Source organism: Pseudomonas aestuarii, from assembly GCF_027988105.1.
Lineage (GTDB): Bacteria > Pseudomonadota > Gammaproteobacteria > Pseudomonadales > Pseudomonadaceae > Aquipseudomonas > Aquipseudomonas aestuarii.
Genome location: NZ_JAQJZJ010000007.1, coordinates 125,336 through 145,248, shown reverse-complemented (window position 1 = coordinate 145,248; position 19,913 = coordinate 125,336). Strand labels below are relative to the sequence as shown.

The 19,913-nt window shown below is 62.1% G+C and carries 20 protein-coding genes; 6 read left to right on the top strand and 14 right to left on the bottom strand.

Annotated features, from left to right (window positions below):
- Positions 1-7 precede the first annotated feature (7 nt).
- The 3 genes from PH586_RS15865 to PH586_RS15855 all read right to left on the bottom strand — a co-directional run bounded on the left by PH586_RS15865 (position 8) and on the right by PH586_RS15855 (position 3,442).
- A complete protein-coding gene (locus tag PH586_RS15865; RefSeq protein ID WP_271348729.1) occupies positions 8-2,023 on the bottom strand; it encodes an alpha-1,4-glucan--maltose-1-phosphate maltosyltransferase in 2,016 nt (671 codons plus the stop codon).
- 321 nt (positions 2,024-2,344) lie between these two features.
- Complete coding sequence (locus PH586_RS15860) at positions 2,345-2,881, bottom strand: hypothetical protein (protein ID WP_271348728.1); 537 nt, start codon at positions 2,879-2,881, stop codon at positions 2,345-2,347.
- 204 nt (positions 2,882-3,085) lie between these two features.
- Positions 3,086-3,442, bottom strand: coding sequence for a winged helix-turn-helix domain-containing protein (locus PH586_RS15855; protein ID WP_271348727.1), 357 nt, complete (start codon positions 3,440-3,442; stop codon positions 3,086-3,088).
- Between the two features lie 254 nt (positions 3,443-3,696).
- Here PH586_RS15855 and PH586_RS15850 point away from each other — a divergent pair, with 254 nt between their 5' ends.
- The 3 genes from PH586_RS15850 to arsJ all read left to right on the top strand — a co-directional run bounded on the left by PH586_RS15850 (position 3,697) and on the right by arsJ (position 6,445).
- Entirely contained in the window at positions 3,697-4,050 is a 354-nt protein-coding gene (locus PH586_RS15850; RefSeq protein WP_271348726.1) for a metalloregulator ArsR/SmtB family transcription factor, read from the top strand.
- A 23-nt stretch (positions 4,051-4,073) separates the two neighbouring features.
- A complete protein-coding gene (locus tag PH586_RS15845; protein ID WP_271348725.1) occupies positions 4,074-5,078 on the top strand; it encodes an ArsJ-associated glyceraldehyde-3-phosphate dehydrogenase in 1,005 nt (334 codons plus the stop codon).
- Between the two features lie 137 nt (positions 5,079-5,215).
- Positions 5,216-6,445 (top strand): organoarsenical effux MFS transporter ArsJ, encoded by a 1,230-nt coding sequence (gene arsJ, locus PH586_RS15840; protein WP_271348724.1) that lies wholly within the window; start codon positions 5,216-5,218, stop codon positions 6,443-6,445.
- Here arsJ and PH586_RS15835 read toward each other — a convergent pair whose 3' ends face one another.
- The 4 genes from PH586_RS15835 to PH586_RS15820 form a co-directional block, all read right to left on the bottom strand.
- A complete protein-coding gene (locus PH586_RS15835; protein ID WP_271348723.1) occupies positions 6,446-7,831 on the bottom strand; it encodes a hypothetical protein in 1,386 nt (461 codons plus the stop codon).
- A gap of 1 nt (position 7,832) precedes the next feature.
- Positions 7,833-8,993 (bottom strand): ACR3 family arsenite efflux transporter, encoded by a 1,161-nt coding sequence (gene arsB / locus PH586_RS15830; protein WP_271348722.1) that lies wholly within the window; start codon positions 8,991-8,993, stop codon positions 7,833-7,835.
- A 225-nt stretch (positions 8,994-9,218) separates the two neighbouring features.
- On the bottom strand, positions 9,219-9,524 hold the full coding sequence (locus PH586_RS15825; RefSeq protein ID WP_271348721.1) for a chaperone modulator CbpM: 306 nt from the start codon (positions 9,522-9,524) through the stop codon (positions 9,219-9,221).
- A gap of 3 nt (positions 9,525-9,527) precedes the next feature.
- The gene (locus tag PH586_RS15820; protein ID WP_271348720.1) at positions 9,528-10,481 is read right to left on the bottom strand and encodes a DnaJ C-terminal domain-containing protein; all 954 of its coding nucleotides are present in this window, start codon (positions 10,479-10,481) and stop codon (positions 9,528-9,530) included.
- A gap of 1,115 nt (positions 10,482-11,596) precedes the next feature.
- On the opposite strand from PH586_RS15820, the gene PH586_RS15815 reads away from it, so the two are divergent.
- Entirely contained in the window at positions 11,597-11,809 is a 213-nt protein-coding gene (locus tag PH586_RS15815; RefSeq protein WP_069516724.1) for a cold-shock protein, read from the top strand.
- 189 nt (positions 11,810-11,998) lie between these two features.
- Here the strand turns inward: PH586_RS15815 and PH586_RS15810 are convergent, their stop codons facing one another.
- The 4 genes from PH586_RS15810 to dnaX form a co-directional block, all read right to left on the bottom strand.
- Positions 11,999-13,147, bottom strand: a complete 1,149-nt coding sequence (locus tag PH586_RS15810) for an acyl-CoA dehydrogenase family protein (RefSeq protein ID WP_271348719.1) — start codon at positions 13,145-13,147, stop codon at positions 11,999-12,001.
- A 337-nt stretch (positions 13,148-13,484) separates the two neighbouring features.
- Complete coding sequence (gene recR / locus PH586_RS15805) at positions 13,485-14,084, bottom strand: recombination mediator RecR (RefSeq protein ID WP_271348718.1); 600 nt, start codon at positions 14,082-14,084, stop codon at positions 13,485-13,487.
- A 190-nt stretch (positions 14,085-14,274) separates the two neighbouring features.
- Positions 14,275-14,601 (bottom strand): YbaB/EbfC family nucleoid-associated protein, encoded by a 327-nt coding sequence (locus tag PH586_RS15800; RefSeq protein ID WP_271348717.1) that lies wholly within the window; start codon positions 14,599-14,601, stop codon positions 14,275-14,277.
- A 4-nt stretch (positions 14,602-14,605) separates the two neighbouring features.
- The gene (dnaX, locus tag PH586_RS15795) at positions 14,606-16,672 is read right to left on the bottom strand and encodes a DNA polymerase III subunit gamma/tau (RefSeq protein ID WP_271348716.1); all 2,067 of its coding nucleotides are present in this window, start codon (positions 16,670-16,672) and stop codon (positions 14,606-14,608) included.
- Positions 16,673-17,197: 525 nt separating this feature from the next.
- Between dnaX and PH586_RS15790 the strand changes: the two genes are divergently transcribed.
- Together PH586_RS15790 and PH586_RS15785 are read left to right on the top strand one after the other, a co-directional pair.
- Entirely contained in the window at positions 17,198-17,419 is a 222-nt protein-coding gene (locus PH586_RS15790) for a hypothetical protein (RefSeq protein ID WP_172151094.1), read from the top strand.
- A gap of 58 nt (positions 17,420-17,477) precedes the next feature.
- Positions 17,478-17,765, top strand: coding sequence for a DUF3509 domain-containing protein (locus PH586_RS15785; RefSeq protein WP_271348715.1), 288 nt, complete (start codon positions 17,478-17,480; stop codon positions 17,763-17,765).
- A gap of 212 nt (positions 17,766-17,977) precedes the next feature.
- Here the strand turns inward: PH586_RS15785 and PH586_RS15780 are convergent, their stop codons facing one another.
- From PH586_RS15780 to PH586_RS15770, 3 genes are all read right to left on the bottom strand, one after another.
- Positions 17,978-18,487: a hypothetical protein gene (locus PH586_RS15780; protein ID WP_408636965.1), complete on the bottom strand. Its 510-nt coding sequence runs from the start codon at positions 18,485-18,487 to the stop codon at positions 17,978-17,980.
- A 124-nt stretch (positions 18,488-18,611) separates the two neighbouring features.
- Positions 18,612-19,319 carry a hypothetical protein gene (locus tag PH586_RS15775; RefSeq protein ID WP_271348713.1) on the bottom strand — a complete coding sequence of 236 codons (708 nt, stop codon included), beginning with the start codon at positions 19,317-19,319 and terminating at the stop codon, positions 18,612-18,614.
- The gene (locus PH586_RS15770) at positions 19,316-19,912 is read right to left on the bottom strand and encodes an RNA polymerase sigma factor (RefSeq protein ID WP_271348712.1); all 597 of its coding nucleotides are present in this window, start codon (positions 19,910-19,912) and stop codon (positions 19,316-19,318) included. Before PH586_RS15770 ends, PH586_RS15775 begins: the two co-directional genes overlap by 4 nt.
- Position 19,913 lies beyond the last annotated feature (1 nt).

The window sequence follows — 19,913 nt, the reverse complement described above, 5'->3', positions numbered from 1 at the left end:
AGTCCTTCTAGGTGACAGGTTCGATGCGCCAGATGCCGAACGGCGAGTGCCAGGGCTCGAGACGCATCCATTGGGTCTTGCCGTGCCAGGTCCAGCGATGACCGGTCATCAGGTCCTCGCCGTGCAGGGACGCCTCGTCCGGCAGGCCGAACTCCCACAGGGGCAGTTCGAAATGCGCCTCCTGGGCGTGGTGCGGATCGAGGTTGACCGCCACCAGGATGAAATTGTCGAGCCCGGGCGTGCGCTTGCCGAAATACAGAATGTTGTCGTTCCAGGCGTTGTAGGCCTTGAAGCCGAGGTGGCTATGCAGTGCCGGGTTCTCCCGGCGGATACGGTTGAGCTGGGTGATCTCGGCGATGATGTTGCCCGGCGCCGCGTAGTCGCGCGGGCGGATCTGGTACTTCTCCGAATCGAGGTATTCCTCCTTGCCCGGCAGCGCCGCGCTCTCGCACAGCTCGAAGCCCGAATACATGCCCCACAACCCCGAACCCATGGTCGCCAGGGCGGCGCGGATGAGGAAGCCGGGGCGCCCGCTGGTGTGCAGGAAGGTGGGGTTGATGTCGGGGGTGTTGACGAAGAAGTTTGGCCGATAGCAATCGCGCAGCGGCGGCTGATTGAGCTCGGTGAAATAGGCTTCGAGTTCGTCCTTGAGGTTGCGCCAAGTGAAGTAGGTGTAGCTCTGGCTGAAGCCCAGCTTGCCCAGACGCGCCATCATCGCCGGGCGGGTGAAGGCCTCGGCGAGGAACATCACCTCGGGGTTCTGGCGACGGATGTCGGCGATCAGCCATTCCCAGAAGGGCAGCGGTTTGGTGTGCGGGTTGTCGACGCGGAACACCTTCACGCCCTCGGCCACCCAGCCGGCGACCACGTCGCGCAAGGCCAGCCAGAGGTCGGGCATGGCATCCGCCGTATAGAAATCCAGGTTGACGATGTCCTGGTACTTCTTCGGCGGGTTCTCGGCATAACGGATGCTGCCGTCCGGGCGCCAGGAGAACCAGCCGGGGTGCTGCTTGAGCCAGGGATGGTCCTGGGAGCACTGGATGGCGAAGTCCAGGGCGATTTCCAGACCGTGCTCGGCGGCGGCGGCGACCAGCCGGCGGAAGTCCTCGCGGCTGCCGAGCTGCGGATGAATAGCCTCGTGGCCGCCCTCCTCGCTGCCGATCGCGTAGGGGCTGCCGGGGTCGTCCGGGCCAGCATCCAGCTGGTTGTTCGGGCCCTTGCGAAAACTGCGCCCGATCGGGTGGATCGGCGGAAAGTAGAGCACGTCGAAACCCATGTCGCGGATCATCGGCAGGCGCTTGCAGACGTCGTTGAAGGTGCCGTGCCGCTTCGGGTCGTCGGTCTCGGAACGCGGGAACAGCTCATACCAGCTGGCGAATCCGGCCAATGGCCGCTCGACCTCGATGGCGAACTCCGCGCTGCGCACCAGGTGCGCGTGTTCATCCAGGCGGCCCATGGCGGCGGCCATCTCATTGCCCAGGAGGATGGCCAGCTGCTCGCTTTCATCATGGGCCTGGCGCAGCAGCTGAAGCTGCTCGTCCAACGCCGCCCGGGCCTCACCCTGCGCCCGCTGCAAGGTGCTCTCCAGCAGGATGCGCCCCTCCTGCAACTCCAGCCCGACCGGCATGCCGGTGTCGTACTTCTTGGTCAATTCGTAGCGGAAGGTTTCGTAGTGATCCCACCAGGCGGCGATGACGAAGCCATAACGCCCGACACGAAAGGGCGTGAATTGGGCCTGCCAGTTGTCGTTGCCACGCTCGCTGAGGCGCACGCGGTGGCCGCCTTCCTCACCCTCGAAGTGCCAGAGCAGTGCGGTGCCCAGCTTCTCGTGGCCATCGGTGAAGATTTTCGCGCTGACGCTGACCGGCTGGCCGACGATCGCCTTGGCGGCGAAGCGGCCCTGTTCGAGCGCCGGCTCAATCGACTCGATGGCGATGCGCGGCATGCGCAACGCCTCCTCTATCGGCAGTGTCCTGGGGGTGACGCTTGGCTGACGCGGAGCATGCGGGTGAGCATCGGTCATCGGTCATGGACTCATCATGAACGCGTGAACGCAGGCTGCTGGCACAGCGCAGGGCTGCTGGGCTGTGGCAGGCACCGCTACGCTCGCCGCTCAACGGCCCTGCCAACTTGGGGTAAGTATAGCCAGCCCCCCTCTGCCGCTAGCGCGGATTGCCGCGAATCGACGGCCGGCCGTGGAGGTCGTCAGGTGACCGGCGGCGCCCTGAAACGCAACAGCCCGGCCAATGGCCGGGCTGTTGCTAGGGTCGGTTGCCGTTTCAGCGCAAGCCGCGTTGCCGCGATGCAACGGCAACAACTCCTAGGAGGTAATCGCGCTCAGGGTCTACTCGACCTCGACCTCGACCTCGACCTCGACATCAACATCTGCGTCGACGCTGCCGTCGATGTCCGGCTCATCGGCGAGGTTCCTGGCGGCCTGCTTGTCGGCCGCGCTCTGCAGGCCCAGGGCCGCCGCCAGCGCCGCTGGCGTACTGGCGACCACGGCCATGGCCTTGGCCAGGCCGGTAGTTTCATCGGACCTGGCCACGGCCGAGGTGGTGGCGCCGCGATTATCGCTGCGGTTGGCCTCGGCCTTGCCATTGGCCGCCCCTAGACCCGCCGCGGAGGAATGATCTCGACCGAGACCTAAACCGCCAGTCCCCCCAACACCGCCGCCAGCATGGCCGCCCGCGCCGCCACCTCCTGCGCCACCGCCACCACCGCCTCCTGCACCGCCACCACCACCACCACCACCACCACCACCACCACCACCACCTTGGGCATAGGCGGAGCCGATCAATGGATTGAATTCAGGTGCAACCAGTCCCGACAGCATCAACGCGCAGGCTGATACCGCGAATAACTTGGTGATATTTCGCATGATCGATTACTCCAGAAGATAACCGCACTCGGCGGTACTCACCGCGCAACGTGGGCTAAACCAGCCTCCAGCCGCCTGGACGGGCCGGTGAAAGACGAAGAGCGAACAGGACTTAATGCTCGCCAGCACTCTATCCGACCGAGTGCATCGGAACAAAGTTCAGCGGCAGAACCAGGCACCAGTTGGCAATTTGCGGACGGTTGGCTAACGGGCCGCGGGATCCGCCAACAAGGCGCCAAGATCATCCAGGCCTCCCTGCACGGCGGCCAATGCCTGTGCGCAGAGTTCACGGTAGCGCCGCAGCACTCGCACGCCCATCTCGGTCAGCTGGGTGCCGCCCCCATGGCGGCCGCCCGCAAGCGTGGTGACCAAAGGTTCTTGGAAACAGCGATTCATGGTTTCGACCAACAACCAGGCGCGGCGGTAAGACATGCCCAGGCTACGCGCAGCCGCGCTGATCGAGCCACTTGCCTGGATAGCTTCCAGCAAGTCGGCCTTGCCGGGGCCGATAGCGATATCGGCGCCGCAGTGCAGGCGAATTTTCAGGTCGAGTCGGTGCATGGGGGAGCTTGAGCTAAATTGTTGGAGGAAAACCGCTAACTGCTCGCACTATACCTGCCACTGGCGTGCGGCTGGCGAACCGAACAGTGGCCAACACCAGGGAAACGCTCGGGCTTTACGATACATGCGGCTATACGTATATTCGTTTTTCCATATATTGGGAGTCGCGCGACGACCCAGCGAACGCCGGTGCTGTTTGGCTGCCGGGGCGGGTAATGAGCGCATCAAGATCCAAGCAAACGTTGAGAACCGCAATGGCCGTACACCTGAACCCGACCGGCGTTTTCAAATGCCTGGCTGACGAAACCCGCGTCCGCCTGATGCTGCTGATCACGGCTGCAGAGGAACTCTGTGTCTGCGAGCTAACCGGTGCCCTTGATGAAAGCCAGCCCAAGATCTCCCGTCACCTGGCGCAATTGCGCACCTGCGGCTTGCTGGCAGACCGCCGGCAGGGTCAATGGGTGTATTACCGCCTGCACCCCGACCTGCCGGATTGGGTGATCGCCGTGCTGGACACCACCCTGGGCGCCAACCAGCAATGGCTCAGCGCCGACACCAAGCGCCTCGACGGCATGGGTGGGCGCTGTGTTCCAGGCGCCGATCGTTAAATTCATTGCATAAGGAAGCCATCATGACCATCAAAGTAGGCATCAACGGTTTCGGTCGCATCGGCCGCCTGGCCTTGCGCGCCGCCTGGGACTGGCCAGAGCTCGAGTTCGTGCAGATCAATGACCCGGCCGGCAACCCGGAGACCCACGCACACCTGCTCAATTTCGACTCGGTGCACGGCCGCTGGCAGCATGAGGCGGGCAGCGCGGACGACTGCATCCTGATCGGCGGCAAGCGGGTCAAGGTCAGCGCCAACAAGGCCATCGCCGACACCGACTGGTCGGGCTGCGATCTGGTGATCGAAGCCAGCGGTAAGATGAAGACGGTCGCGGTGCTTTCGGGCTACCTGGAGCAAGGGGTCAAGCGCGTGGTGGTCAGCGCCCCGGTGAAGGAAGCCGGCGCCCTGAATATCGTCATGGGCGTCAACCAGGACCTGTTCGACCCGGCGCTGCACCGCATCGTCACCGCCGCATCCTGCACCACCAACTGCCTGGCGCCGGTGGTCAAGGTGATCCACCAACACCTGGGCATCCGCCACGGCTCGATCACCACCATCCATGACCTGACCAATACCCAGAGCATCCTCGATGCGCCGCACAAGGACCTGCGCCGGGCGCGGGCCTGCGGCATGAGCCTGATCCCCACCAGCACCGGCTCGGCCACGGCCATCGCGGAAATCTTCCCGGAGCTGCGCGGCAAGCTGAACGGCCATGCCGTGCGCGTTCCGCTGGCCAACGCCTCGCTGACCGACTGTGTGTTCGAGGTCGAGCGCGCTACCACCGTGGATGAGGTCAATGCCCTGTTCAAGACAGCGGCGGCCGGCTCCATGAAGGACATCCTCGGCTACGAGGAACGCCCGCTGGTCTCCATCGACTACCGCACCGACCCGCGCTCCTCGATCATCGATGCGCTCTCGACCATGGTGATCAACGGCACCCAGGTGAAGCTGTACGCCTGGTACGACAACGAGTGGGCCTACGCCAACCGCACCGTGGAGCTGGCGCGACTGGTCGGCATGGCGGGCTGAGAAGTCACTTGAGGGCGGGGCTGGGCGGCATTCCGCTTCAGCCGCGGCTGGCATCGCACTGATCGCGGCTAAAGCCCCTCCCACTAATCGCAGAGGCCTATCCGCCCTGCAAATTCATGGTCCTTTGCAGAATCCATATGCACGCCTTGACCCGCCTGACTCCAGAAGTCCGTCAATACCTGCTGGTGACCGGCAACTACTGGGCCTTCACCCTCACCGACGGTGCGTTGCGCATGTTGGTGGTGCTGCATTTCCACAGCCTCGGCTATACGCCGCTGCAGATCGCCACGCTGTTTCTGTTCTATGAAATCTTCGGTGTGATCACCAACCTGATCGGTGGCTACCTGGGCGCCCGCCTGGGCCTGAACCGCACCATGAATATCGGCCTGGGCCTGCAGGTGGCCGCCTTGCTGATGCTCACGGTACCGGCCCCCTGGCTGACCATCCCCTGGGTGATGGGCGCGCAGGCCATGTCGGGCATCGCCAAAGACCTGAACAAGATGAGCGCCAAGAGCTCGATCAAACTGCTGGTACCGGACAATCAGCAAAGCACCCTGTACAAGTGGGTGGCGCTGCTGACCGGCTCGAAGAATGCGCTCAAGGGCGTCGGCTTTTTCCTCGGCGGCGCCCTCCTCGCCCTGCTCGGCTTCGCCGGCGCGGTGCTGGCCATGGCCGCGCTGCTGGCGCTGATCTGGCTGGCCAGTCTGCTCCTGCTGAAAAAGGACCTGGGCAAGGCCAAGGCCAAACCCCGGTTCCGCGACATCCTCTCGAAAAGCCGGGCGATCAATAGCCTGTCGGCCGCACGCCTGTTTCTGTTCGGCGCGCGCGATGTCTGGTTCGTGGTGGCACTGCCGGTGTACCTGTCCAGTGTATTGGGCTGGGATTTCTGGATGGTCGGTGGTTTTCTCGCCGCCTGGGTGATCGGCTACGGCATCGTGCAGTCCTGCGCACCCGCCATAACCGGCAAAGCCCGTGGCCAGGTGCCGGACGGGCGCGCCGCATTTGTCTGGGCCGCCTCGCTGGCGGGCCTGCCGGCGGCCATCGCCCTGGGGCTGTACGGCGGCTGGTCGGCGCACTGGGTGCTGCTCGGCGGCCTGCTGCTGTTCGGTGCGCTGTTCGCGGTGAACTCTTCGCTGCACAGCTACCTGATCGTCAGTTACGCCAAGGAAGATGGCGTGTCGCTGGACGTGGGCTTCTATTACATGTCCAACGCTTTGGGCCGGCTGCTCGGCACCCTGCTGTCAGGTTGGGTCTATCAGGCTTATGGCCTGCAAGCCTGCCTGTGGCTGTCCTCGGCCTTCGTTCTGCTCGCTGCGCTGATTTCCCTGGGCCTGCCCAAGCATGCCGAACCATCCCCTGCCGTCTGATCAGTTACAGCCCGGCGTACAACCCGACTGCGGCGCCGGATAGACCGGGGCAAAGCCGCCGCCCGGGGTGCGAAAGTTGGTGGTCTGGCCCTGGTACAGGCGCGCCGCCACCCACTGCACCGAGCCGTCGTAGGCGTAAGCACGCAGATCGAACTTCAGCGCTGGGGAATCGCTGGCCATCACTCGCTGCCCCGGCAGCACCAGGGCCTGGGCCACGTAGTCGCCAGCGAGAATTTCCTGCCAGACGCGCTGGGTCAGTTTGTCGCCACGGTAGGCCGCGCGACTGCCATAACCGGCGCAGGGTTTGAAAAACAGCTGCTTGCGCTCGCGCCACAGGCGCTCGGCATTGGCCGGATCCACGACCTCGGTATGCGGAATGGCCGCCAGCAGCAATTCCTGAGTGGCCTGGGGCACATCCAGCGCCTGCAAGTGCTCGACATCGCAGAGCAGCGCCAGGTTGCGTTTGTCGGCATACAGGGCATGGGCTTGCGGGTGCGGCGTGAGCACGCTGGCGTGCTCAAGGTAGGCCTGGCGCAATGTGGCGTTGGCCGGGGCGTCGAGGGCGAAATCGGTCAGGCGGTTGTAGACCAGGTCGATGGCCAGTTCGCCATGCCAGAGCACACCATCCTTCAAGCTCAACTCGGCCGGGTCGACGATCACCGCCTGCAAGCCATGGCGCTGGAACAACTGTTGGAACAGCAGAAACTCCGGGTACAGGTACTGCTGTTCGGGCGCCTCGTCGACAATCGCAATGCTGCGCAGCGGCCGCGCATGACCGGCCAGGGCCCATTCCTGCTGGAACATGGCGATGATCCCAGCCTCCAGGGTCTCGGCCCGCAACGCCGCTGGCAGCAGCTGTTCGATGGCCGGGCAGCAGGCCTGCTGCGCCCGCGCCAGCACGGCGTTGAGCATGGCTCCGCCGGCATTGCTGTTGATCTCGATCAGGCCGAAACCGCCCTCGGTGACATGGAAGTCGTAGCCGAAGAACACACCCATGGCGCCGCCCGGCGCATGCCGCGCGATGGCCGGCGAACGGGCCAACACCAATTCGCGATAGGCCGGCAGGGCCACCACCGACTCGATGGCGCGGATCACCCCGGCCATGCGCTGCAAGTGCGCCGGGGCGATAAACACTGGATGGGCGGCGAACAGATAGGGACAACGCTGCTGCACCAGTTCGGACAGGCCGGGCTGGCCCAGTGTCGACTCCAGAGCGCCGCGCAACGCCTCGCCGTCCAGACTGATGCAGAAGCAGCTGCTGTTCAGTGTCTCGGTCGAGACCCCGGCCAGGGCTGCCGCAGCGGCAGCGGCAGCGGCAGCGGCAGCGGCAGCGGTCGAGAGATCGTTCGCATCGTTTTCACACAGGGGGATCAGCGGCTTGGTCATATCAGTTTCCGCGTGGCGGGGATTGGCTGACAGGTGCCCCGGAGGGCCGCGCCTGTCCTGCCTGGGGTCCTGCAGATTGTGATGCAGTTGCCGTAGCGCAGGTGGGCGCCGGCTGCGGGAACCAGCCCCGGGTTCGATTGGCGAAGGCAACCAGCGACAACATCACCGGCACTTCCACCAGCACGCCAACCACCGTGACCAGGGCAGCGCCGGAATTGAGACCGAACAAGCCGATCGCCACGGCGACCGCCAGCTCGAAGAAATTCGAGGTGCCGATCAGGGCGCAGGGAGCCGCCACATTGAAGGGCACTTTCCAGGCGCGTGCCGCCACATAGGCAATGGCGAAAATGCCGTAGGACTGAATCAGCAAGGGCACAGTAATCAAGGCAATCAGTACCGGCTTATCCAGAATGATCGGCCCCTGAAAACCAAACAGCAGCACCACCGTACCCAGCAGTCCGAGCACCGACAGAGGCTTCACCCGAGCGGTGAAACGCGAGACCGCCTGTTCGGCCTCCACGGCGCTGCCAGCATCGGCACTGAGTTTCAGCCGGGTGATCACCCCGGCGATCAGCGGGATCAACACGTAGAGTCCGACGGACAGCAGCAATGTTGCCCAAGGCACCTCGATGTCGGTGACCCCGAGCAGCAGGGCGACCAGGGGCGCGAAGGCGAAGATCATGATCACGTCGTTCAGCGCCACCTGCACCAGGGTGTAGGTGGCGTCGCCACGGGTCAGTTGCGACCAGACGAATACCATGGCGGTACAGGGCGCGGCGCCGAGCAGGATCAAGCCGGCGATATATTGGCTGGCGTCAGCCGGATCGATCAGGTCGACAAACAAGTAGTGAAAGAACACCACCCCCAGGCCCGCCATGGTGAAGGGCTTGATCAGCCAATTGACCGTCAGGGTGATGATCAGCCCCTTGGGCCGTTCATGAATGCGCTTGAGGCTGGAGAAATCCACCGACACCATCATCGGGTAGACCATCAGCCAGATCAGCACCGCGACTATGAAGTTGACCGAACCGTACTCATAACCGGCCATGGTCTGGAACAGCTGCGGCAACAGACTGCCCAGGCCAATGCCGGTAACGATGCAGAGCGCGACCCAGACCGACAGATAGCGTTCGAAAAAGCCGATAGGCTGTCTTGTACTCATGGCAGAACCTCTTCCGAGTGCGGCAGCGCATACAGACCCTGACTGCCCTGCGGCTCCTGCCTGCACCGAAGGATCACTGCGTCGCGCGCAGAATTGACTACCTGGACGGCCTTCACGTTGACTCTCCCCATAACTATTGCATGACTGAATTCGGCGCAGGACGATCAAGCTGATGAACCATAGGGCGAGCGAGTGCGCGCCTGCGTTCGGGTATGCCAGCCACGGCTACTTTTCGTCGATGCCGGCTTTCCTCAGCCGAGCCTTGAGGCGCCCCACCTCCTCGATCAAATCCACCACCAGGGCGGCCAGTTCGGGGTTGGCATCAAAATCTCGCTCGATCGCCAGCAGGCGCCGGGCGCGGAGCAACTCGGCACTGCTGAAGCGCTGCGGCTGAGTGACTTCGCAGAGCAACCCCGCCTCGATCCGCTCGACGATCCACAGTGCATCGACCGAACAGGCCTGGGCCAGTTCATCGAGGTCGAGGGCGACCTCATCCAGCAAAACGCCGGTGACAATCTCAGTGTGTGGCATGGTTCAGACTCCCATGGCCAGGCGCGGGTTGAACGCCATCTCCCGCGCCATCATTTCGTAGAGCTGACGCGCCTTTTCGCTATCGGCCGGCGGCAGCACGATCTCCAGCAACAGATACAGATCACCCGCCGGCTCGCCGGGAATGCCGCGGCCCTTGAGGCGTAACTTGCGGCCACCTTGCGAATTGGCAGGTATTTTCACCTGCACCTTGCCCGATGGGGTGGGCGCCTCGATGCTGGCGCCCAACGCCGCTTCCCACGGCGTGACCGGCAGGGTCTCGTAGACATCGCGACCGTCCACACGGTAGTGCGGGTCCTGCTTGAAGTGCACCTCCAAGAACAAATCCCCCGCCGCGCTGCCATCGCTACCCGGGCTGCCTTGGCCGGCAAGGCGGATGTGCTGGCCTTCCTTGACGCCCTTGGGGATCTGCACGGTGAGGTTATGCTCCTGCATGCTCACGCGGCCCTGGGCGTCGGCCCGTGCGCCACGCAGGGTGATGGTGCGGGGCGCGCCCTGATAGGCATCACGCAGGTCGATGACGATCTTGGCGTGATGATCCTCACCGCGCCTTGGACGCGGCCCGGCACGCCCACCGCGCCCTGCCCGGCCGGCAGCAGCGTGCCCAAACAGGTTGGCAAAAAAGTCGCTGAAGTCGCCCATGTCGGCGCCGGAGAAGTCGGCACCGGAAAACTCGAAGCCGGCGTCCCAATTCGGTGGCGGCTGGAATTGCTGACCATCCCGATAACCACCACCGAGCTGATCGTAGGCCGCGCGCTTTTCCAGGTCGCCAAGTACCGCGTAGGCCTCATTGACCTCCTTCATGCGCAGTTCGGCATCCGCCTCCTTGCTTACATCCGGATGGTATTTGCGCGCCAGCTTGCGGTAGGACTTCTTGATCTCATCCTCACTGGCGCTCTTGTCCAGACCGAGAACCTGGTAGTAATCCTTGAATTCCAACTCGTCGCACTCCCCTACTGGTTGATGGCTAGACCATGCTCACTCTGCGCTAGCCGGCGATCGGCATCGGCGGGCTTGCACAAAGAGTCGCTATTTCACCGCAGGTCAGCCCCTAGCCCACCGACACCACTCGATCATCGATCGCCAAAGCGGGTGTTCTCACTCAGGCTCACGCACTTCTTACAGCCAGTATCGAGAATCTTGACCATCATCTTGATCCACCTTTACAGGTTAGATGAACGGCCAGGCAAAGCAGCTGAACACACCACATAGCTGCTCGCAGGGAACATCCTGACGCTTACCCCCTTGTCAGCTGCGGCGGCAGGTCGAGGTTCTTGTGTTGCGTGAAGCGAATACATGCCCGCAGCGCCTTGAACGTAGCGCCCTTGCGGGATCCAACCGGCGACACCCTCGGTCCATCAACCAGCAGCCCACTCGAACAGCCCCCGACCATCGACGTCATCATCGGGCAGACACAAGGGCCTGCCCGGTGCCGCAGGAAGCGTCGACGACCTTGGAAACTTCCGCGAGTAGCTTCGCATCGGAATTGCCAAAGCCGGTAATGACGACATCGACTGCCTGAATAGGCCGATCGAGCATAAGTGGTAGACCCTTGCTTGGATGCCGTGCCCCAAAAGATACCCGAACAAGCGCAAGCGATAATGATCCAGGGCAGTTCGACAGCTATACCGGCAACCCGAAGCAGATACGGGCCACGGAAATGCCACTCACTGACTTGACTCACTCTGGCCACCCCAGCGGCACCGTTGACTGATCCGAGAGTCCGCAAAGCGCGTTGAAAACAGCTTCATAAACTGCCTCCGCGTCATTGAGCGGCTGCATCCGGGGTTCGGGGCGCCGCCACTCGGGCGTATCAGAGGCCCGAGAGCGTCCGACCGACCACACAACAGATAACTTCGTCGATATATGGGCAAAAAACCGGATAACAGGTTTAAAAACAACGAACATCGACGGATTAAGCGAGATCTTGCAGAACAATCGGCGAGGATTAATTTCCACTCAAAGCCACTGAATACCGAAAAATCATTGCGTTAATCACCCTCCTGCGGTATTTCTAGTACTGCAATCCGCATCGATTCAATAAGAGATACATCATGGCTAACCGCGAAACTGGCACCGTCAAATGGTTCAACGATGAAAAGGGCTTCGGCTTCATTACCCCGACTAACGGCGGCGATGATCTGTTCGTTCATTTCAAAGCTATCCAGAGCGACGGTTTCAAAAGCCTGAAAGAAGGCCAAACCGTTACCTATGTGGCCGCACGCGGTCAGAAAGGTATGCAAGCTGAAGAGGTACAGGTAGCTTAAGCTTCCTGACCTGTTCAAGAGACGAGCCCCGCACAAGCGGGGCTCGTTTTTTTGTGCCTGCTGAACGGCAATAGCACTGGCCGACATAAACACCCACACTCCTGCGCGAAAAAACACTCAGGACGATACGCGAAACACCTCACCACGGCTCCGTAAGGCTTTCGCATCGGTGTAACGCCGAATCCCGCCCTACAACCCCATCTGCTTGCTGATGATCTCGTTCATGATCTCCCGCGAGCCGCCGCCAATCGACAAAATCCGATTATCGCGGTACAGGCGCTCTACCAAACTTTCTCTCATATACCCCATCCCACCCATTACCTGCACCGCATCGTAGGTCAGCCGGTCGGCAATGTCGGTGGCGAAATTCTTCGCCATGGAAATTTCCTTGATCACACTCTGGCCCGCTGCCATCTTCGCCGCCTGGCGGTAGGTGAATTCACGGGAAACCTCTAACTGAGTAGCCATCTCCGCCAGACGATGCTTGAGCACCTGAAACTTGCCGATTGGCTTGCCGAACGCCTCACGCTGCTTCGCCCACTTCATCGCTTCCTCCAAGGCCAACTGCGCCGTCATATTGGCCATGATCGCCAGCGACAATCGCTCGCTCTGGAAGTTGGCCATGATGCAGGCAAAGCCCATGTTCTCGGCACCGATCAGGTTCGACACCGGCACCCGGCAGTCGTCGAAGAACAGTTCGGCGGTATCCGATGCCCACCAGCCCATCTTCTTCAGCTTGCGACCGACAGTGAAACCGGGCGTGCCCTTCTCGATCAGCAACAGGCTGATACCGCCGAAACCGTCGCCACCGGTGCGTACCGCCACCGTGTAGTAATCGGCACGAATGCCGCTGGTGATAAAGGTCTTGCTGCCGCTCACCCGATAGCAATCACCGTCGCGTAATGCGCGAGTCTTCAGATTGGCCACGTCAGAGCCGCCAGAGGGTTCGGTGACCGCCAAAGCCATGATCTTCTCGCCCGCGAGCACCTGCGGCACTATGCGGTCGCGCAGCGCCGGCGCACCCCACTTGACCACCGGCGGCAGACCGATATCCAGCGAACCCAGGCCAGCGACAAGACCACCGGAACCAGAGCGCATCAACTCTTCACTGGCGGCGACCTTGGCGAAGGTATCGCCCTCGTGGCTGCCACCAAACCGCTCCGGGTAGCCGATACCAAGAATCCCGGCGGCACCGGCCTTCAGGTACAGTTCACGTGGAAATTCTTCGGCCTCCTCCCATTCATCTATATGCGCAAGGATTTCCCGCTCAACGAAGCGCCGCACCGAGTCGCGCACCAGTTGCTGGGACTCATCGAAGTAATCCTGAAAGACAGACATGGGGCAGCTCCCGCAGAGGTTTCCGCGACCATAGCGAGCGCTTGCTTGGTTTACAAGATGGAAGGTGCGCCATCTGCAAGGACGATGAAGCCATGCCCGGCACGAAGTAGAACGTCGTCACAGCAGATCCACGAGCCCGGAGGGACGCACAAGAGCCAATGAACCTGCCGTCAGTCACCCGCAGCCCCCCTTCTGCCGTCTTCGACGCTGCGTGTCGCGCAGCGAGCCGTGCAGGAGCAAGGGACGCCCAGCCATTAAGCCTTGAGCGCTTTGATACACCGCAAAAGCTTCGCGGTTGAAGCCGCTCCTACAGGGTAGGCCAACCGTAGATACGACCTTACAACTGAATCGGTCGCCGCCCGGCAATCGAATGCGCCAAGGTGCCGCCATCGACCAGCTCCAACTCACCACCGAGCGGCATGCCATGGGCGATACGCGAGGCGATCAGCCCCTTGTTAGCCAACAACTGAGCGATGTAATGCGCCGTCGCCTCGCCTTCCACAGTCGGGTTCGTGGCCAGGATGACTTCGGCAAAACCGCCCAGGGCAATACGCGCCAGCAGATCAGGAATACCGATGGCCTCTGGCCCCAGGCCGTCGAGCGGAGAAAGATGCCCCTTGAGCACGAAGTAGCGCCCGCGAAAGCCGGTCTGCTCCACCGCATAGACATCCATCGGCCCCTCCACCACACACAACAAGCTGTTGTCGCGACGCGGGTCAAGGCACAACTGGCAAACCTCATCCTCGCTCAGGCTGCGGCACTGCTTGCAGTGACCAACGCCTTCCATTGCCCGGGTCAGCGCCTGAGCCAGGCGCATTGCGCCAGGGCGATCACGCTCGAGCATCTGCAACGCCATGCGCTGGGCAGTCTTCTGCCCCACCCCCGGCAGGATGCGCAGGGAATCGATCAATTGGCGGATCAATGGGCTGAAGCTCATGGGAATACTCGTTGGCTACAGGAATGTTATGCAAGCATTTGACTTGGGGATCAACGCCGCTGCCAGGGGTGGTCAGACGGCGTGCAGGACAAGGCGCAAGCAGGCGCGGGCACCGGAGTTTACTGGCTGTAAATGAGGATGCCCGTGCCTGCTTGCAACGCAGTCATGTGCGCTGGCTGGACGCCCCGGATCAGAACGGCATTTTGAAGCCGGGGGGCAGTTGCATACCTGCAGTCATACCGGACATTTTGTCCTGACTGTTCTGCTCGACCTTGCGCACCGCATCGTTCACCGCCGCCGCGATCAGGTCCTCGAGAATTTCCTTGTCTTCCTGCATCAGGCTGTCGTCCAGGCTCACGCGCTTGACGTCATGCCGACCGGTCATCACCACGCTGACCAGGCCGGCGCCGGACTGCCCGGTTACTTCGGCGTTAGCCAACTCTTCCTGCATCTTTTGCATTTTTTCTTGCATCTGCTGGGCCTGCTTCATCAGGCCGCTCATGCCACCTTTCATCATGGTGCTAGTCCTCGGTAATCAGGGAGTTAACTTGAGTATCTACGGGTTCGATACTGTCCGCGCGAATAACCGCGGCGAATTGCTCAATCATTTGCTGCACCAGTGGATCGCCGTGGATCGACTCTTCTGCCTCGCGCTGGCGATTGGCGCGCTTGCGGGCCGCTGCCTGAGCCGGCGTTTCCTGTTCGGGCGCGCACAACTCGATCTGCAGGCTTAACTCGCGCCCATGATACTGATTCAGGGCATCATTCAAACGGCGCTGCTGGGTCGCATTGAACAGCGCACTGTGTCCAGGATCGAGATGCAGCAACCAGCTATCACCCTCGACTGCCATCAGCGTGCAGTTGGCACCGATACTGCCGGTCATGCCAGACAGGCCAAGCTTGGGAAACAGCTCCAACCAGTCTGCAGCCAGGCCGGTCGCCGGCTTCGCAGCGAGCTGCGGCTCCGGCTCGACGGAGGCAACGGAATCAACCGCGTCGAAATCGTAGTCGAACGTCTGCGCATCCATCTCCACGTAATCATAATCGCCCAGCGGCGGCTCATCATCGCTGTCGCCAAGGCCCTCGACCGGTGGCGCAATAATGCTGGCGGGCTGCACCGCCAACGCCTCGGCTTGCGGCTGCGCCGAGACCGGCTCAGCCAGAGGCACGCAGTCCTCCACCGTAGCGGCCTGTTCTTCCCAGGGCAAATTCGTCACTGCAGCAATCATCACGGGCGGCGCAGCAGCTCGCGGTGCGGCGACAACCGGGGACACGGCAACCACAGGCTCCGGCTCGACCGGCGCCGAGGCCTGGGGCTCGATCTGCACAAGTGGCGGCTCAGGCGTAGCCGCCGCAACCAGCACAGGCTCGGCTTTGGCGTCGGCTTCGACAACGACAGCCGACACAGCCACAGCCGTGTCGGCCACTGGGTTGGGACGGGGATCAGCTGTGGCCTGGCTAATCCCTAGCGGCTTTAGCGCTACCCTCGGCCCATCGCCGCTATCGGCAGGCCGAAACGCCAGCATGCGCAACAGCACCATCTCGAAGCCACTGCGCGGATCCGGCGCCAACGGCAGGTCACGCCGACCGATCAGGCCCATCTGGTAGTAGAACTGCACGTCTTCGGCTGGCAATACCTCGGCCAATGCCAGCACCCGATCACGGTCGCCCTGGCCGTTGTCGACCGCATCCGGCAGCGCCTGAGCGATAGCCACGCGGTGCAGGACATTGAGAATCTCCGCCAGCACTCCATTCCAGTCAGGACCCTGCTCGGCCAAATGACGCACGGCGTCGATCAGGCCGCGCGCATCACCCTCGAGCAAAGCATGCAGTACGCCATACACCTGACCGTGATCGAGAGTGCCGAGCATCGCGCGCACGTCTGCGGCCAGCACCTTGCCTTCACCGAAGGCAATCGCCTGGTCGGTCAGGCTCATCGCATCGCGCATCGAACCATCGGCCGCACGCCCGAGCAGCCAGAGGGCATCCTCTTCAAACGGAATATTTTCCGCACCCAACACATGGGTCAGGTGCTCCACCACCCGCTCCGGCGGCATGTTCTTCAGGGAGAACTGCAAGCAGCGCGACAGAATGGTCATCGGCAGCTTCTGCGGGTCGGTGGTCGCCAGCAAAAACTTGACGTGCGGCGGCGGCTCTTCCAGGGTCTTGAGCAGGGCGTTGAACGAATGCGAGGACAGCATGTGCACTTCGTCGATCAGGTAGACCTTGAAGCGCCCGCGACTCGGCGAATACTGCACGTTATCCAGCAGCTCGCGCGTGTCTTCGACCTTGGTACGACTGGCAGCATCGACCTCGATGAGATCGACGAAACGCCCCTCGTCGATCTCCTTGCAGATAGAGCAGACACCGCAAGGCGTCGAACTGATGCCGGTTTCGCAGTTCAGGCACTTGGCGATAATGCGCGCAATTGTGGTCTTGCCAACGCCACGGGTACCTGTAAACAGGTAGGCGTGATGCAGGCGTTGACTGTCGAGGGCGTTGATCAGCGCCTTGAGCACATGGGCCTGGCCGACCATTTCGCGAAACGAGCGCGGACGCCACTTTCGTGCAAGAACCTGATAACTCATCTAAAACCGTCGCGAGATGAAAGCAAAAGTGGGCTAATCGTAACGGAGCATGGGCTAAATTGCATCCGATGCACCGCTCGACTCTGCTGGGCGACAATCAGTGCATCGACTGAGCCCATGAATTTGGCGACTACTGGCTTCTACGAGGGTATTATCCGCGCCCTGAGCAGATTCAGCTGGCTAATACCTTATCAAGCAGTTACCATCCGGCCCGTTAGTACCACGCTGTAAGTCATTCAGGCCTTCTGGCCCCCTCGATGGACTCCAGGTAAAGAACGCATACGCCCCATCAGGCTATGCCGCACAGTTCCTTACCAGACCCAACCTGCTGACTGATCAGGCCGTCTTGCGCAAGCACTGACTCAGCCTGCCTCCGAAGTACCGACCCGCATAAGCACCAGCCAATACTGAACTTATGTGCGCAGTCCCGCTCCGATCAGACGCATGCCTTCGGCTATAAGTCGAAAGCCTGGAGCATTATTTAGCGCAATGACGCGCCCGTTGTTTTAGGAAACACCCCAAAAAATGAATACTCAACACCAAATTCAGGATGCCATTCGCACCCTATCCAACGCCTTTGCGCCATTCGATTGCCGCATTCTTGCCAGCCGCAAGGGTAACTTCAGCTTCACTATCGTCAACCAGGCCGGCATTGCCCAGCATACCCAGCGCCTGTACCCCGAGCAGTACAGCAGCGAGTCCTTGCCGCAGGTAATCGAGCGCGCGCGCCAATCGCTACTGGCCTGACCGAACTTCACCACACCACAGCGGTCTTAAATGATCAGCCTCAGGATGGAGAACGGTCATGGATAGCATCAATCGCCAATTAGTCGAACAGTTGTTTGCTCCTTTACGCGTCACTTTCAGCCCGCGCCGCCCAGACGGCGGCATTGTCCTCTCCCTCCTGGACGCCGACGATGTCACTGCCTACAGCCGAGTCCTCAGCTCAGCCCAGCGGGACGACGCACAAGCTTTTGCGCAAAGCCTCGAAGAAATTCGCCTGGAGCTCGCGGTTCGCTCCGGCAATATTCCAGCAGAAATGCGTAAGGCACTGAAAGAACAAAACAGCGTGCTCAACTACCACGTCGACTGAAATAGCCTGCACCGCTCAGCTGCCCGTACAGCGTAATGCCGCTCACTTGAACCAAGTAAGCGGCATTTTTTGTAATAGGGGCCGAAGGCTTAGCCGGGGGATAATTCGTCGATGCGATTGGACCTGCCAATTCGCTTACCGCGCTCGCACCCCAGCCAGAGAAAAACAGAAGTGGACTAAACTGCCGCACCCATGCTGCCACTTCATGCCGGCTATCGCTTGAACTCGAACTGCAGCTCGGCGCCTTCTAGCGAATCCAGATAGTCATCGCCGCGCTCATTGGTGATCAGCTTGCCATTGAGCTGAAAGGGGCTTTCTGCTGCCTGTTCTGCCCGGAATAGTGGTGGCAGCAAGGCCGGCGACGGCAGCTCATCCGGCGCGACGAACGATTGCAACTCTTCAAACAGATCCGCCGGCAGGCTCAAGTCCAGGTCCGCCTGGGGTGGCGCGGCAACCACACTGTCTTTTTTGGCCACCGGCTTGCTGACCACGGCAGGCTTGGGCTTGGGCTTGGGCCGAGCAGGCTCGCTTGCTTGCTGGTCGACGGGCTTGGTTAGCGGTTTCGGGGCGGGAGTGGGCGCTGCATCTGCAACCGGCGGCGGCACAACGGATACAGCGGGTTTGGCAGGCTCTGCCGGCACAGCGGTCGTGGACTTTTCATCGTCGCACGCACTCATCGCCAGTAGAGCCAGAAGCAAAAGCAGAAACCGGAAGCTGATCATCGACAAGCACAATCGCAGTAAGGGTGGAGCACCATGCTCCCCCCTCCTCCGAAATCTAGCAAGTCTGCCGTGCAGTGCGCATACGGTTTTTCTCAACCGGCGGCCGACTCATCGCAGCGGCCTGCTAACGGCGTCCTCCGATGCGCTCGAGTTGCGCTTCGATCTCCATCTGCGGGTAATCCAAGTGCAGGCGTTGTTGCAGGGCACGCGCTTCCTCAGTCTTGCCTGCGCGGCGCAGCTCGAGCAGCTGCATGAGCATGTTTTCCGCATCCTGGGTCACTGCGATGTTGGCCGGAGGTATAGAACCCAGGGTGGCCGACAGCTCTGCACTCGGCACCGGGGCGTCAGCCAAGGCTTCGACCTCGACCGGTGCTTGCCTGACCGCGCCCCCCATGAGGACTGACATTGATTGCTGCTTCTCGGCCTTTTGCCGCGGCTCGGCGTAACCAGGCGCCGCTTGCTCGCGCAGCAGAGCATGCGGCGCTGCGGTATCGGCCATGGGCGCGGCTGGGGCCATTACGGCACGCGGCATCGGCGCAATGAAGTATTCAGGCGCTGGCGCCAACGTGCGCCAGGTCAGGCTGACACCGATGCCGACGCTTGCCAAACCAGCCACCGCCAGCGACCAGCGCTGCCGGCCGGCATGGCCGAACAACCAGCTATGCAGGCGCTGACTCCAGCCCGGCCTAACTGCGGGCTGCGCAGCACGGGCCGCGGCCAGGATCTGCGCATCCAGTTCGGCACTGGGTTCGGCCTGGCTCTGGGCGCGAAAGTGTTCGAGCAAGGCCCGCTCTTGCGCCACGTCTTGCGGGTCGTATTGATCGCGGTTCATACGGGCAACTCCTCGGCGGCCGGATCAGCCAGCAGCCGGCGTAATTTCTGCAACGCATAACGCAAACGGCTTTTCACCGTTTCCGCCGGCGTGCGGGTCAGCTCGGCGATCTCGTGCAGCTCCAGATCGCCATGGGCGCGCAGCAGGAAGACTTCGCGTTGCTCCGGCGGCAGGTCGTCCAGCGCCGCCTGCAAGCGCTGCTTATCGCGACTCAGGCCGAACTGCTGTTCAGGATCGCTCTCGCTGCACGGCTGATCATGCAGCTGCTCGTCGAACGCCTCATGCGTTGCCTGCCGACGGCCGGTTTTGCGCCAGTGATCGATCAGCCGATTGCGCGCGATCTGGTACAGCCAAGTCTTGAACAGCACGGCCTCGCGCTGCAGCGACTGGCTGCGGATCAGGCTCATCCAGGTGTCCTGGAACACCTCCTCGGCCAGCGTCGGGTCGCCGCACAGGCCACAGAGAAAACGAAACAGGCCGAGGCGATGGCGCTGATAGAGCAGCGCAAACGCCTCGGCATCACCCTGGCGATACCGCCGCAACAAGGCGGCGTCCTCTTCGTCAGGCAGTGGGGCAACAGGCTGGACAGTCACG